Here is a 13,668-nt window from a genome sequence, read left to right as displayed (position 1 = left end):
GATATTTATTACTCCGTACGGGCTAACTGATAATTATGAACTGTTTTGCCCGTGTTTGATACCACCAATACGCCATGTACATAATCAGCTTCCTCACCCTTGCGGTATTCAATAGCAAAGCCCTGCCTGCATTTGGTAACATAATATAAATAGGCCTTATCAGGCGGTAAAGCCCATAATATTTTGCCGGTATTAACATCAATACGCTGAATACTCGTCGGCGGGTCAGGAGCCGCGGTTGTATTCACCACGATCAGCAGGTTATCATCATCCTGGTAAAGTATCGCCGGGCTAAAGTATTTTCTGCCCGGAGTAAGATCCCGCTTCACTTGCTCACCGGATCCTTTAACATACTTTACCTCAATTAACTGGTTTACTTTATCCTGATTAAAATAATCGCCCAGGTAGCCAAATTCAAAATACTTGTCTCTGGTAAACGCCTGCTTCCATAGCGTATTCACTTCATCTTCCGTTTTGGCGAGTTTTTTAAGGGTCGGAAAATAATTATAACTTTCCCCCTCGTTATTCATCACATTGATCATCGGCTTGCTATAATCAAAATCAAGCTTAGCTATGCCCGAGCTAAGTTGCGGAAAGTCCTTAAAAACGCTTTTAGTAACATCATTCAACTTGTTATTTCTGGTATCTACCTCAAGTAAAATGCTGTTACAGCCTATGGCGTAGATCATCTCGGCAGAATAGGTTTTGAAAGATAATGAGCAACGGTTTTTACTCATCACATCTTCCGTAATAATATGATCCGCTAATAGTTTACCGTTTAAAGCATTGTTAAACTGTGCATGCAATTCCTGTTCAGATACATTGTTGCCTTTATCAATATAATCCGTACCCATCCGCAAATAAACCGGATCGCCGGTTGCACTGTTGGTATACACAAAACTGCTGTAATATGAGCGTGGTGGCTTATAAGTGGCAAAAGTATTGTTGTATGATGTTTTTTTAGGTTGAAATAAATTAGATACCAAATAAACAACTACGATGAACGCGACAGCACCTAACAGAATATAAACGGGCAGCTTGGTATTGCCCGGCGGCGCTGAACTTTGCACCGGCACTACCCGCTCATGGTGATGAAAAACATGCACATCATCACTATCTATAAAATATTCAGTTCCACAGCTTTCGCATTTATAATAGTCAGGCTTAATTTCATGCTTATCTGTACTGCCGCACTTTGGGCACTGTATCGCTTTAATATTTTTAGCCATTTGGTGTGTTAAACATTTAGCAGGCAACTCTGTTTGGTTTGCATGAAATCACAATTAAATAAATACACCTTAATTGGGGCGTTAACCTTGTTAATAGTTAGTTTTGCCAGCCAGTTTTCGTCAGCCCAATCGCAAACGGCGCTTAATATGAAAGCTTACGGCGACTACCAAAAGGCCGACAAGGAACTTAATGTAGTATACGGTAAAATTTTAAAGGAGTATGCCGACCAGCCTCTGTTTGTTAAAAAACTTAAAGTTGCCCAACGCTTGTGGGTACAGTTAAGAGATGCTGAATTAGCCGCAAAATACCCGGAAAGCGGAACCTACGGATCAGCCGCCCCGATGTGTGAATCTATTTACCTGGAAACACTGACCCGTGAAAGAACTAAGTTTTTGAAAGTATGGTTAACCGGTATTGCCGAAGGAGACATATGTATCGGTTCTGTAAAATCCAGCTAAATACAATTATGGTTGCTTGACAATATATATAATAGAAGTGCTTAATCTCAATAACTATTTAAGCACTTCTACTACATATTTATTCCACAACAACTTGGCATGTTGACTAAAAACAACGGTGGCTTTGTCAAAATCGTTACTTGTTATAACGCCGCCATCCGGTTGTAATCTATTACTGATTTTTAGTTTGCCCTCACCTCGCATCGCGTATTTTGTTGATCCCTCGTGCATGATAATTTTAAGCTCACTCGGGCTTACATCGCCCTTACAGGCCAGGCGGTAAGCTAACCATACTTCTGCCCTGCCATTTTTATCCAGATCGGTAAACGTAAGTGAGCCGGGCACAAATTCTGTGGTCATATCCAGGTTGCACTCGGTTACAAAATCATGCAACTGCCATACCAGGGCAGGCGCTCTATTTTCGCCTAACTGATAAACGTAGGCATAAAGATGGGCTTGCTTAAATTCCTCATCATCACCTTGCGGCTGTTCGCCTGTTTGGGTGCTGAGCGCCAGGTAATTCCCCGTTTTGTCCTGAAACTTTACTGCATGTACCGGTTTACCTTTATACGTGATATTTTTAGGCAAAGCCGTGTTTGCAATTAACTGGCTTTTCACCTGCGCATTTACTGACAGGCTGGTCAGGAAAAAAATTATACAGAACCCTAAATTTCGCATAATACATGGATTATAATTGAAGTGATAAACAATTGATCGGAAAAATGTTTGGTACAGCGGCAAACCAAATAATTTTAAAACAGAAAATTACATACGCTGTTGGTAATGCAACTTTACTTTATACACTATGTCGTTAAAAAGCCTTTCCAAAACCCGGTGGAAGATCGAGCCTGATCGTGTAACTGTTTATCCTTTTGGCGTATTTTATGTATTTACCGGCATTGTAGCCGTAATATTTGCCGGCCTGTTACTGGTTTACCTGCGCTATCAAAATACTACGATTGCAGATTCGTTGCCTATCGTACTTTTCTACCTGTTTATGGTGGTCTTGTTTTGGGGATATGCCGGTACTTATATAGAGTTTGATAACCGTAAAGGCCGGATGCGTAAAATGCTGATGGGTTTTATTCCTACATCAAATATTCCTTTTTCAAAGCTTCAGGGAATTAATGTGATCAGCAATACTGCCGGCACTTACAACTATCGCCTTTTTCAAAAGGATGCCAGGTATGGTAAAGGCATAATAGTTTCATCCAGCTATACAAAAAACAACGACCCTAACGCTATTGCTTTTGTAGAAGAAGCGGTACCCATTATACACGGTTATTTTGACCTGCATGATTCACCGGCCGACAACATCATCGCTCCTATAACATCATACAAATTTTTTACTGAAGATACTACCGGTGTTTATAGTATTAAAAGCAAAAAAGTGGGCGCTATTATTTTTGGTTTGATATTCTTAGTGATAGGATTTTTTTTATTAACGATGGAAGGCAATAGCCTGGTAGCCAAAGTGACTATAGTGGCGATTGTTGTTTTTTTAGCGCTTGTATTTTTTAACGCGGCATATACCAAAATCACTTTTGATACCCATACGCAAACCATACAGAGAACGGGCGTGTTAAAGTTTCTTAACCGTCAGTATAACTTTGGTGCTTTTGTGGGTATACAAACGCTGCGCAGGTCAATCAACTTTGTGTACGCGGGTACTGATATTAATATGTACTTTGAGGTACCCGGCAAAAACGGTAAGCAAGACCTTTTTACGGTTTCATCCCTAAAAAAGAGCAGCGACATTGAGCGTTTTATACAGGAGCTATATCAAATTATGGGTATTTAATATTATTACATGCACTGTGTAAGCAGCCTGGCTAATTACACAGCGCACCGGCAAAATCCTTAGTTTGATATGCTTTATAAATTTTAGTACCGGCAGCCTGCTTTTCAGTTGCCTTACTATCCGCCGGGATGATCTTGTTATCCTCCATCTCTCTTAATAAACGGTTGTTTTTGAAATTGTAACGGTACTTTGTGGTGGTAACCTTACCTATAGCAGGCCCGCCTACAATGGTTTCAAAACAAAACACTAATTGCCCGGCTTTATAATAATATTCATTTGACCAACTACCATCACCTATTGATCCTGACTCGGTGATCTTAACGATCTCCTTATTATTCAAAAAGTAATTCACCACACCTTCTTCCACGCAGCCCGAACTCTCATATTTAAACTGCTGTTTGGTTAACTTGAGCTTATTAATATCCTGATAAATCGTCCGGATAACAGTAATATCATCCTCAACCGCTTTTTGATTTGAAGGCTTTAAACTGCCTGATTGCGCAAATATTTGACCTGTTAACAGCAAAAAAAACAGAATTGAATAAGTACTTTTAAGGTAATTCATAAGTATTCAGGATATATGAGTTAGCAACTTTGAATAGCCTAATTTACATATTTAAAGCATCAGCCAATATTTTATATGATTTAAGCCGCGCATCCTGATCATAAATGTGTGATGATGCCATGATCTCCTGAACTCCGGTTCTGTGAATAAAATCAGCCAGTTGTGATTGAATAGTATTCTTGCTGCCGATGAAGGAATAAGCGAGCATTTGCATGGCTGCCTCACGTTCGTAGGCGCTCCAAATACCATCCATACTTTCAACAGGCGGTGGCAAAAGCTGGCGTTTGCCGGTAATTATACCACGAAATAGTTGCTTTAATGATGTTGCCAAACGTTGTGCTTCACTATCGGTATCAGCGGCTACCACGTTTACACATGCCAGTACGTAAGGCTCCTTTAAATGGATGGATGGTTTAAAGTTGTTACGATACAGCTCAATAGCCTGTAAAAAATAAGCCGGTGCAAAATGGCTCGCGAAGGCATACGGTAATCCCTTAGCAGCGGCAAGCTTGGCACTATCCAGGCTTGAACCCAGTATCCATATCGGGATATCCAAACCCTCACCCGGTACAGCGCTCACTCCGTTAGGATGGTCGCCTTTAAAATAACGTTGTAATGATTCTACATCCTGAGGAAAATGAAAGGCGGCATTCATATTTTCGCCGCGGATAGCCAGTGCAGTAGTTTGATCGCTGCCCGGCGCACGCCCTAAACCTAAATCAATACGACCGGGGAAAAGTGTTTCCAGCGTGCCAAATTGTTCGGCAATAACCAGCGGGGAATGATTAGGCAGCATAATACCGCCGGAACCTACGCGTATTTTTGATGTATGTGCCGCAACATAACCAATAACCAAACTGGTTGCAGAACTGGCTACGTTGATCATGTTATGATGCTCGGCAAACCAGTAGCGGGTGTAACCCAATGCCTCGGCCTGCTGCGCGTTTTTAACGCTGCTGTTAAAACTATCTGCTATGGTGTGCCCTTCAACAACGGTTGCAAGGTCGAGTACTGAATATTTAATAGATGCCATAACTCAAAGGTACATCCCTTAAAAACTATTAACTGTCAGCATAAACCCATTTTAAATTGATGTTGACAAGCATAAACTTTAATTAAATGAGGTAATATTTAATTATGATGTGAAAATATACTGAGAAAAATGAGGCGTATAATCAGTTTACTTTGAAAAAGTATTCTGACCATGCATAATTATTAAGCGAAGATTTATTCATGAAAACTATTGCTAAAAGTCTTAATGTAATCGCATTTATCAGCCTGTTACTGGTATGCTATCAGAGTGCTTCGGGTCACCTTATATCTGTTGATTCAATAAAACCGGTATCCAAAAAGCAGTTATTGCTTCCTGAAAAAATCTGGCGTGTTCCGGCCGGCAATAATTTCAGTAGCGATACCAGCGAATTCAGCTACAAGCGCATGGTACAGAATGACAACTTGGCTATCTTCTGGTCTAAAAGCTTTGGTGCAGACCCCATGTCGAACACAAACATATCCGATCGGTTTGACGTAAATGACGTGCTTAAACAGTGTGAACGCTTTTATAATTTCTATGTCGATTCATTAAAATTTGTAGAAAAAGGCAAATCAGTAACTGATAAATACAAAATATTGATTTTTATAGTAAGCGGGAATGATGGCACTGCTTATGGCGGCGGCGAGGATAATAAGATCGGTATATTATGGGCACCGCCTTCGCGCATCAACAAGCCGCCGTACGGTGCAATAGCGCATGAGTTAGGCCACTCATTCCAGTACCTTGTACATGCAAACGGTTCACAGGCTTTTAGTTCATCGCCAAAAGGCGGCGGCGGGCAGTCTATTTATGAAATGACCTCACAATACATGCTATGGCAGGTAGAGCTGAAGTGGATCATATTTGAGAATTACCATCTAAAGGATTTTTTAAAGCAAACACATTACGCCTTTTTGCACGAGATCAATCAGTATCACTCGCCATTTGTGTTAGAATACTGGTCTGAAAAACATGGGCTGGATTTTATAGGCAAGTTGTGGAATCAGGCTCAGGCCGGAGAAGATATAGTTATGGCTTACAAGCGTATAACCGCAACATCTCAACAAAAATTCAATGATGAAATATTTGATGCCGCAAGGCGGTTTGTTACTTGGGATTTAAAGCGGGTGCAAAATATTGCTTCGCAGTATGCAAACCAGCATGCAGCTAAATTAGATAAAATAAATGCTGGCGAGTACCGGATAGCGGCAAACAATTGCCCGCAAAATTACGGCTACAACGCTATCAAACTAAATGTACCGGCATCCGGCAGCAAAGTAAAACTACATTTTGAAGGTATCGCAGGTACGAAGGGATTTCGGCATATCAATACCGAAAGTGCCGGCTGGCGTTATGGTTTTGTAGCAGTAAAAAAGGATGGCGGCAGGCTGTATAGTAAAACATGGTCGAAAGCTAAAAACGATGTTCGTTTTACCGTACCTGCCAATACGAATATTTGTGGTTGGTAGTTAGCGGCGCGCCTGACAAGCACTGGCAGCATATCAGTGATGGTAATGCCGATAATGATGAACAGTGGCCTTATCAAATTAAGCTTACCGGCACTTCGCCCGATGAAAGTTTTATCAGCAAATAGTTTTGTAGAGAAATCAATTGATTCTTACAATCAACAGTAAGCGGTGCGGCGAACAGTGTATTTTTCTGAAAAAATGCCTTACTTTGAGGCATGAAACATGAAGACGTTGTTGCGGCATTAAAAATAGTTGCCGAAAAAGGTACGGCTGCTAACATAAGCGCGGATGACCAGCAAAACCTGATACAGTTTAATCTGATAAGCATTAGCACTACCGAAAAAAAAGCAGGTCAGCCTGTTGTTGAATTGACCAAAAAAGGGCGTGTAATGCTTAAAGCTAACTCCAAATCATAATTCGATAAGGCTCCATGATTTATTGAGCGAACGCAGGCTCGTCGCCTGTTCATTTATTCCTGAACTATAGTGTAAAACCCTACTGATAGGGTTTTTGTATTTTACGGGTATTTCCCTACAGCATTAATAACGAATGAAAATTCATCATTCAGTTAATTACGGGTAACTTTTATTGCTTATATTGTTCGCAACCATAAATTAAACAATGTAACTCAAGGGTTTGCCTGGCAAAGCCATGTATGCATGTTGCAACAATCTGACCATGAACAATTATTTTAAACCGCTCCTGCTGACGTTAACCATCGTCGCGAACTTCAATTTCTCATCTTTTTCGCAATCTGCAAAGCTGCCCACACAGTGGACAAAACAGGCTATGGATGCAACCGTACCTTTTCCGGAATATCCGAGGCCGCAGTTAGCGAGGGATGAATGGCTGTGTTTAAACGGCAAATGGGATTACCAGGGTGGGAAGAACGAGGTTAACGCGCTTAATCCGGCAAAGCCTGTATCCTTTAATGGCAAGGTTGATAAAATACTGGTGCCGTATTGCCCGGAGTCGGTTATATCAGGTATTCAACGTAACCAGGAAATTAACATGTGGTACAGGCGCACTTTTGAGGTGCCTGCTAAATGGAACAATAAACAGATAATTATCCACTTTGACGGTGTCGATCATGATGCCACCGTTTTTATTAACGGACAAAAAGCAGGTTCACACGCGGGCGGGTATGATGCGTTCAGCTTTGATGTTACCCCCTATCTTAAAAAGGGAATAAACACTATTATTGTCGCCGCTTATGACCCTAACGATGGCAAGGCACCTTCAGGTAAGAACGGCCCGCGTGGCGATTATACCTTTTCATCAGGTATATGGCAAACTGTATGGCTGGAGCCGGTTAACAAAAACCACATTAAAAGCATTAAGCTATTGCCTGATGTCGCCAATAGCCGCTTAATAATTACCGTGAACGCCGATGCGAATGCCAAAGTTTTGGCTACAGCGCTTGATGGCGGCAAAGTAGTTTCGCAGGCGAATGGCATTGGTGGCAAAACATTTTATCTGCCGATTAAAAACCCCAAACTATGGTGGCCCGATGAACCGTTTTTATACAATTTGAAACTGACACTTAACAACGCTGATGGCAGTGTAACTGATGAGGTAGCCAGTTACTTTGGAATGCGAGATATTAAACTGGGCAAGGTTGATGGCGTGGTGCGCCCGCTGATCAATGGTAAGTTTGTGATGCAGATAGGCCTGCTCGATCAGGGTTACTGGCCGGACGGCATCCTGACCGCCCCTACCGAAGCCGCCTTGAAGTTTGATGTAGAATACACCAAAAAGGCCGGCTTTAACCTCATCCGAAAACACATGAAAACCGAGCCCCAAAGGTTTTATTACTGGGCTGATAAACTTGGCCTATTGGTTTGGCAGGATATGCCCGCTATATGGTATCAAAATGAAGATACATTGAAAACGCGCAAGGTTTTCCGCAAGGAGTTAAAAGCGATCATGGACGATCATTACAATTCACCATCCATCATTACCTGGGTGCCGTTTAATGAAAACTGGGGAGCGTTTGATGTTAAGAGCATTACCAATTGGGTTAAACAGTATGACCCTTCGCGACTGGTTAACGGCAATTCCGGTTTCAATAATAATCCATCCTACCAAAAAGCTTATGGCGATCCGCTCAATGGCGATTATGTAGATACCCACATTTACGTTGGCCCGCGAGATGCTTCGGTACCCGACCATCGCGCGGCATCATTAGGCGAGTTTGGCGGTGTGGGATTATTTGTGCGCGACCACATGTGGCCGGTTGAAAATAATGCCTACGATTACGAACCTACCAAAGCGGCACTTACCGACCGCTACATATTTTTGCTTGACCAGGTTGAACAACTGATGAAATATAAAGGCCTGAGCGTAGCGGTGTACACGCAAACTACTGATGTTGAACACGAAGTAAACGGTGTATTAACCTATGACCGTGCCGTAGAAAAAATGGACACCGAACGTGTAAAAGCTGTAAATGAAGCGGTATTAAAAGCAGGCAATGAATTGAATAAATAACTTTGCATAAAGATCAAAAAATAGTCCCGGAGTAAATTACCCCTGGACTATTTTTAGTATTATAAGTTCATATCAAACATTCCATATTATCAGCAACTATGGAATCAACCGCTCATCCCGAAGGTTGTTAAATAGATCAAAAAAGGATGCACGCGTATCCTGGTAAACCATGAAGCCCAACTTGCGGCTTTTGGTCATGTCGGTCATAACTTCAACCGGCCGCCCAAGGTCAAGATCAGTGTGCCAGGCAGAGGCAAGCCGGTTAATATCCGGTTCCTTTAAATTGTATTTTTCGGCTATGTCGCGCCACAAGCCTTCGCAACCGCTTAATTCCATTTCAAGCGATCGGATCGTTCCGTCAAAGCCCTCAGCTTCAACACCAAACCAATCGGCCAGTTTATACCATAACCATTTCCACCTGAACACTTCTCCATTGGTAATATTAAATGCCTGGTTACGGGCAGCCTCTGTAGTGGAAGCCCAAATGAGTTGCGCTGCCAGCACGCGCGCATCGGTTACATCGGATAAGCCATTCCATTGCGCTTCTGAACCCGGAAACCGAAAAGCTTTGCCGGTTTCCTTACATATACTGGCATACACGGCAAGCGTTGTACCCATATTCATCATATTACCAACTGCTTTGCCAATTACGGTATGTGGCCGGTGAATGCTCCACGTAAAGCCGTCACGTGCTGCCGCATTGTACACTTCGTCCTCCTGCGCGTAATAAAAATTCTCTATCTCAAGTCGGGGATGCTCTTCCCTAACCGGTGTTTCGGGCAATGTACCCGCCTGTGCATAAGCTTCAAACGGGCCGAGGTAATGTTTTAAACCGGTAACCAGCGCAACATGCTCAACACTCTTTTTTGGCGATAGTACATCCAACAGGTTGCGTACCATCAGGCTGTTTACCCGGATGTTCTCCGCCTCTGTATCATTGCGCATCCAACTGGTAATGTACACATGGGTCGGGTTAATATCCGCTAACGCGGCATTCAGGTTTTCAATATTTAATAAATCAGCCGCAACAGGCTCTAATTCTTCAATTTCCTTATTGGGCTTTCGTGCCAAACCGTACATTCTCCAGCCTTTCGCTATCAGCGCTTCAGCCAGATTGCTTCCGGTAATCCCGCTTGCCCCTACCACTAATGCTATCTTTTCCATACCCAACTAATATAAATATGGCCTAAATGTTTGCATTAGGGTTATAGCTGTTTGTAATACCTAACATAACAGCTATAAGCATCACAAAAAAATAGTTCATGCTTCGCTATTTCAACTCATTACTTTTAAAAAGTATACCTGGCCCCTATTTGCATTTGCCATCTTGAAGCCAGCGGATCTACAGAATATGGTTTGCCCGGATCAACAAACCGGTACAGTGGATAACCTTGCGAAGATTTAGCCGGTATGTAAGGCACCAAGCCTACACTCGAAGTTGAATTGTAGGTATTTGGCGAGAAATATACCTTGCCCCAGTTTTTATTGATCAGGTTAGTTACATTCATAATATCTAAACTGATAGTAAGGGTATGTACCGCTGATGACTTTTTACCGGCATTAAAGATAATATCCTGCCCGAAATGAAAATCGGCATTGTTATTCCATGGTGTGCGGGCCGCGTTGCGCTCGGTAAAGCCTCCCCTGCGCGAACTTAAATAGCTGTTCGCGTCAATAAAACTATCAAAAATATCAGCCTGCTGCTGCGCGGTTTGAGTTGCTGTAGAAGTAAAAAAGTTTACCGTTTCGCCCTTCGCGGGTATATAAGCCAGGCCTACTTGTTGTGGCGTGTTTTGCGGCGTGTAGTTAACAAAGCCATAAGTAAACGGACTACCTGACTGGGCGGTTATAAATAACGAAAAACTGCTTATCCACTTGTCATTCCAGGCTTTACGATAGTTTGCACTAAGCACAATGCGGTTACGAATATCAAAGTTGGAGTTTGCCAATTGCGGATCATTAGGATTGAGTGCCTGGTTTAACTGCCAGTTTGATTCAAAAGAATTGCGGATGCCGTTTGATACATCCTTTGATTTACCATAAGTGTAAGCCGCGGAAAAACCAAAGCCATTATCAAAATTCCGGGCTACCTGGCCGGTTATACTGTACCTGTAACCCTTTGAGGTATTAGCCATTTGGTAAGCATTGGCAAATTGCGGGTTACGTGAGTTTTGCCCGGCAAAAACCGGCTGTTTACGGTTGGTGGCCGCAGTGTCATAAGCATAATACGTTGGGTTATCGGTAAGGTTTACCTGCCTGAACATTACATCCTTTATGGTTTTGGTATAGATGCCCTCAATGGTGTATTTAAAACCCTGCTGATCTTTATAATCCAACGCCAGGCTTCCGCGCAAAACCTGGGGCATCACAAAATCATTGTCAATCACATCAACCTGTGTTTTACCCGCATTAACATTGTTGGTGATCTGTCCGTTTTGGCCTGCAAAGCCGCCTATGCCGGTACCCGGCTGATGTTTAAGCGGATCACCGTTAAAAATATAAGGCTGGCTGCCGTCCGTCCTTTGGTCATACGCGCCAAAAGTATCGCCGTTGTTGTAAAAAGCATAACCCAGCCATGCGAACGGGATGCGTGAGGTGAACATACCTAACCCACCGCGCAAAACTAATGTTTGATCGTTATAGGCATCAAAGCGAAAACCAAAACGCGGAGATATCTGAACCTTGCCAAGATAATTCCCTGTTATTTGATTTAGCGGTGTATAGGTATAAGTTGTGCCAAAATATGGGTCGGTAAACGCGTTACGTGTTTTATCACTCAGTGGTTGTTTATTAGGTACATCCTGATAATCAAACCTCAAACCAGGTGTGATCCTGAACCTGTCCGTAACCTGTATCTCATCCTGAATGTAAGCGCTGTAAAAATTTATATTGAACTTAGCGCCAGGGTTTGACAGTAAATAATCACGGCTGTTATCGGTATAATTATAACTGCCCTGCACTCTTTGCGGCTTATTGCTTAAAAAGTCTTCAATATTTTGGTAAGTAACCCGGCCGTTCCAGGCGTTTACAAAACCATAATTAATTTTATAAAGCTCATTATGCGTACCAACCGTTAACGTATGCTTACCCAAATTCCACACCAGGTTATCTGTGATCTCAATAGTGCTTTGCTTCATGTTGAATATGGATGCTTCACGGTCTGTACCAAAAAATATGGTACTCCCCGGCGTACGGCCAACTATTTGCACCTGCGGAAAAGATGGATCTCCGGTTGGGGTACGATAATCATGTATGGTACTATAACCGATGAGCGCGCTGTTTGAAAAATTATTGTTAAACCTTGTCTTCAGTTCAGCAACCGTAGAATTCTGGTTATTATTTTGCTTGTACGCAATGCTGCCAAACCTGAAATTCAACTGGTCTCGCTCCATATTGACAGCGTTTGACCGGATGTAATTGTTGCGGATAGCCAGTTGATTCTTGTCGTTAATATTCCAATCCAACCGGTTAAAAAACTTTACTGAGTTTGATGATGCGCTGTACTGCCCTGCAGTACCGGGATCAAAACTGTAATTAGCTATTGAATAGTCCATTATTTTTTGCGCATCAGCCGCGCTGAGTATGCCCGAAGCCGCGGGGCTGCCCGCTACCTGTAAAACCGGATCACGGCGGCGGGTAATCTCTTCATTGGTAAAAAAAAACAATTTATTCCTTATCAACGGAAAACCCAGCCTGAAACCCGACTGATAATCGTAAAATGCTGAGGGTAGTTTTTTGGTCAGTTCGGTACCTGTATGGTCAGGTCCAACCAATGCGGCGTTTCTCCCAAAACCATAAACCGAGCCATGTACGGCGTTGGTACCTGAACGGGTAACGGCGTTAACACTGCCGCCGGTAAAGTTACCTATCTTAACATCATAAGGAGCCAGGTATACCTGGATATCCTCGATCGCGTCTAACGATACCGGGTTGGTACGTGTTGAGGAGCCGGGCATACCCGAAGCACCTGTTTGCCCGCCGGCCGACGGACTAAAACCAATGGCATCATTATTTACAGCACCATCAATAGTTACGTTATTGTACCTGAAGTTAGTGCCTGCAAATGAGTTATCCTTTGATCCTTGGGGTACCAACTTGGTAATATCGGTAATGCTGCGGCTTATGGTAGGCTGATTGCGGATCTGCCCGCGCGAAATGTTTTGCCCCGTACCATAAGTATTTGTTTTAGGCCCTGACCGCTGCGCCTTAACTACCACTTCGTTAAGTGTTTTTGTGTTGTTGCTTAATATAAAATTAAGGGTTAAGGCTTCACCCAGGCTTATTTTTTCGATAGACCTGTTTTCGGTAACCATGCCTAAAAATTTAACTTCTACAGCGTAGGGTCCCCCTATACGCAAACCGGGTAAATTATAGCGCCCATCAGCTCCCGTTGATGTTGAATAACGCGTACCGGATGATGTATGAATAGCCGTAACCGTAGCACCCGGCAAAGTTTGGTTTTGTGCATCCAAAACCTGCCCGCGCAGTCCACCGCTTGTTTCCTGGGCATTAACATTCAAGGTAACAAGGCAGGCCATTGCCCATACTAAAAGCACAAAAAGCCCCCTGTAAGTAAATGTATATTTCATTTAAGTATTTATTTAAGTGCCTTTTATAGCATC

General features: G+C 42.7%; 10 protein-coding genes and 1 pseudogene. 5 read left to right on the top strand and 6 right to left on the bottom strand.

All coding sequences use genetic code 11. The annotated features are described in order from the left end of the window. Nucleotides 1-8: 8 nt before the first annotated feature. Nucleotides 9-1,229, bottom strand: a complete 1,221-nt coding sequence (locus AC3WJC_RS07955) for a hypothetical protein (protein WP_492398543.1) — start codon at nucleotides 1,227-1,229, stop codon at nucleotides 9-11. 42 nt (nucleotides 1,230-1,271) lie between these two features. Here AC3WJC_RS07955 and AC3WJC_RS07950 point away from each other — a divergent pair, with 42 nt between their 5' ends. Then, the gene (locus tag AC3WJC_RS07950; RefSeq protein WP_492398542.1) at nucleotides 1,272-1,688 is read left to right on the top strand and encodes a lysozyme inhibitor LprI family protein; all 417 of its coding nucleotides are present in this window, start codon (nucleotides 1,272-1,274) and stop codon (nucleotides 1,686-1,688) included. A gap of 54 nt (nucleotides 1,689-1,742) precedes the next feature. On the opposite strand, the gene AC3WJC_RS07945 is transcribed toward AC3WJC_RS07950, so the two are convergent. Next, a complete protein-coding gene (locus tag AC3WJC_RS07945) occupies nucleotides 1,743-2,366 on the bottom strand; it encodes a M949_RS01915 family surface polysaccharide biosynthesis protein (protein ID WP_492398541.1) in 624 nt (207 codons plus the stop codon). A gap of 127 nt (nucleotides 2,367-2,493) precedes the next feature. Between AC3WJC_RS07945 and AC3WJC_RS07940 the strand changes: the two genes are divergently transcribed. Then, entirely contained in the window at nucleotides 2,494-3,489 is a 996-nt protein-coding gene (locus AC3WJC_RS07940; protein WP_492398540.1) for a hypothetical protein, read from the top strand. Between the two features lie 31 nt (nucleotides 3,490-3,520). Here AC3WJC_RS07940 and AC3WJC_RS07935 read toward each other — a convergent pair whose 3' ends face one another. Then, nucleotides 3,521-4,054, bottom strand: coding sequence for a hypothetical protein (locus tag AC3WJC_RS07935; protein WP_492398539.1), 534 nt, complete (start codon nucleotides 4,052-4,054; stop codon nucleotides 3,521-3,523). Between the two features lie 43 nt (nucleotides 4,055-4,097). Then, complete coding sequence (locus AC3WJC_RS07930; RefSeq protein ID WP_492398538.1) at nucleotides 4,098-5,087, bottom strand: LLM class flavin-dependent oxidoreductase; 990 nt, start codon at nucleotides 5,085-5,087, stop codon at nucleotides 4,098-4,100. A 200-nt stretch (nucleotides 5,088-5,287) separates the two neighbouring features. On the opposite strand from AC3WJC_RS07930, the pseudogene AC3WJC_RS07925 reads away from it, so the two are divergent. The 3 genes and pseudogenes from AC3WJC_RS07925 (at nucleotide 5,288) to AC3WJC_RS07915 (ending at nucleotide 9,046) form a co-directional block, all read left to right on the top strand. After that, nucleotides 5,288-6,681: pseudogene (locus AC3WJC_RS07925) on the top strand (DUF6055 domain-containing protein). A 90-nt stretch (nucleotides 6,682-6,771) separates the two neighbouring features. After that, a complete protein-coding gene (locus AC3WJC_RS07920; protein WP_492398537.1) occupies nucleotides 6,772-6,972 on the top strand; it encodes a hypothetical protein in 201 nt (66 codons plus the stop codon). Between the two features lie 262 nt (nucleotides 6,973-7,234). Further along, on the top strand, nucleotides 7,235-9,046 hold the full coding sequence (locus tag AC3WJC_RS07915) for a glycoside hydrolase family 2 protein (RefSeq protein WP_492398536.1): 1,812 nt from the start codon (nucleotides 7,235-7,237) through the stop codon (nucleotides 9,044-9,046). 96 nt (nucleotides 9,047-9,142) lie between these two features. Here AC3WJC_RS07915 and AC3WJC_RS07910 read toward each other — a convergent pair whose 3' ends face one another. Both AC3WJC_RS07910 and AC3WJC_RS07905 read right to left on the bottom strand, forming a co-directional pair. Then, the gene (locus AC3WJC_RS07910; protein WP_492398535.1) at nucleotides 9,143-10,210 is read right to left on the bottom strand and encodes an SDR family oxidoreductase; all 1,068 of its coding nucleotides are present in this window, start codon (nucleotides 10,208-10,210) and stop codon (nucleotides 9,143-9,145) included. Between the two features lie 125 nt (nucleotides 10,211-10,335). Further along, nucleotides 10,336-13,635 carry a TonB-dependent receptor gene (locus tag AC3WJC_RS07905; RefSeq protein WP_492398534.1) on the bottom strand — a complete coding sequence of 1,100 codons (3,300 nt, stop codon included), beginning with the start codon at nucleotides 13,633-13,635 and terminating at the stop codon, nucleotides 10,336-10,338. Nucleotides 13,636-13,668: the final 33 nt, after the last annotated feature.

Source organism: Mucilaginibacter sp. FW306-07-L, from assembly GCF_058782065.1.
The sequence above is the reverse complement of the archived record's forward strand: the minus strand, read 5'-3'. Positions and strand labels throughout refer to the sequence as shown.

What these genes read in the sequence shown, in the direction of transcription:
- AC3WJC_RS07915 (WP_492398536.1), top strand. Translation starts at nt 7,235, where the DNA reads ATGAACAATTATTTTAAACCGCTCCTGCTGACGTTAACCATCGTCGCG.
- AC3WJC_RS07905 (WP_492398534.1), bottom strand. Translation starts at nt 13,635, where the DNA reads ATGAAATATACATTTACTTACAGGGGGCTTTTTGTGCTTTTAGTATGG.
- AC3WJC_RS07935 (WP_492398539.1), bottom strand. Translation starts at nt 4,054, where the DNA reads ATGAATTACCTTAAAAGTACTTATTCAATTCTGTTTTTTTTGCTGTTA.
- AC3WJC_RS07910 (WP_492398535.1), bottom strand. Translation starts at nt 10,210, where the DNA reads ATGGAAAAGATAGCATTAGTGGTAGGGGCAAGCGGGATTACCGGAAGC.
- AC3WJC_RS07940 (WP_492398540.1), top strand. Translation starts at nt 2,494, where the DNA reads ATGTCGTTAAAAAGCCTTTCCAAAACCCGGTGGAAGATCGAGCCTGAT.
- AC3WJC_RS07950 (WP_492398542.1), top strand. Translation starts at nt 1,272, where the DNA reads ATGAAATCACAATTAAATAAATACACCTTAATTGGGGCGTTAACCTTG.
- AC3WJC_RS07920 (WP_492398537.1), top strand. Translation starts at nt 6,772, where the DNA reads ATGAAACATGAAGACGTTGTTGCGGCATTAAAAATAGTTGCCGAAAAA.
- AC3WJC_RS07930 (WP_492398538.1), bottom strand. Translation starts at nt 5,087, where the DNA reads ATGGCATCTATTAAATATTCAGTACTCGACCTTGCAACCGTTGTTGAA.
- AC3WJC_RS07955 (WP_492398543.1), bottom strand. Translation starts at nt 1,229, where the DNA reads ATGGCTAAAAATATTAAAGCGATACAGTGCCCAAAGTGCGGCAGTACA.
- AC3WJC_RS07945 (WP_492398541.1), bottom strand. Translation starts at nt 2,366, where the DNA reads ATGCGAAATTTAGGGTTCTGTATAATTTTTTTCCTGACCAGCCTGTCA.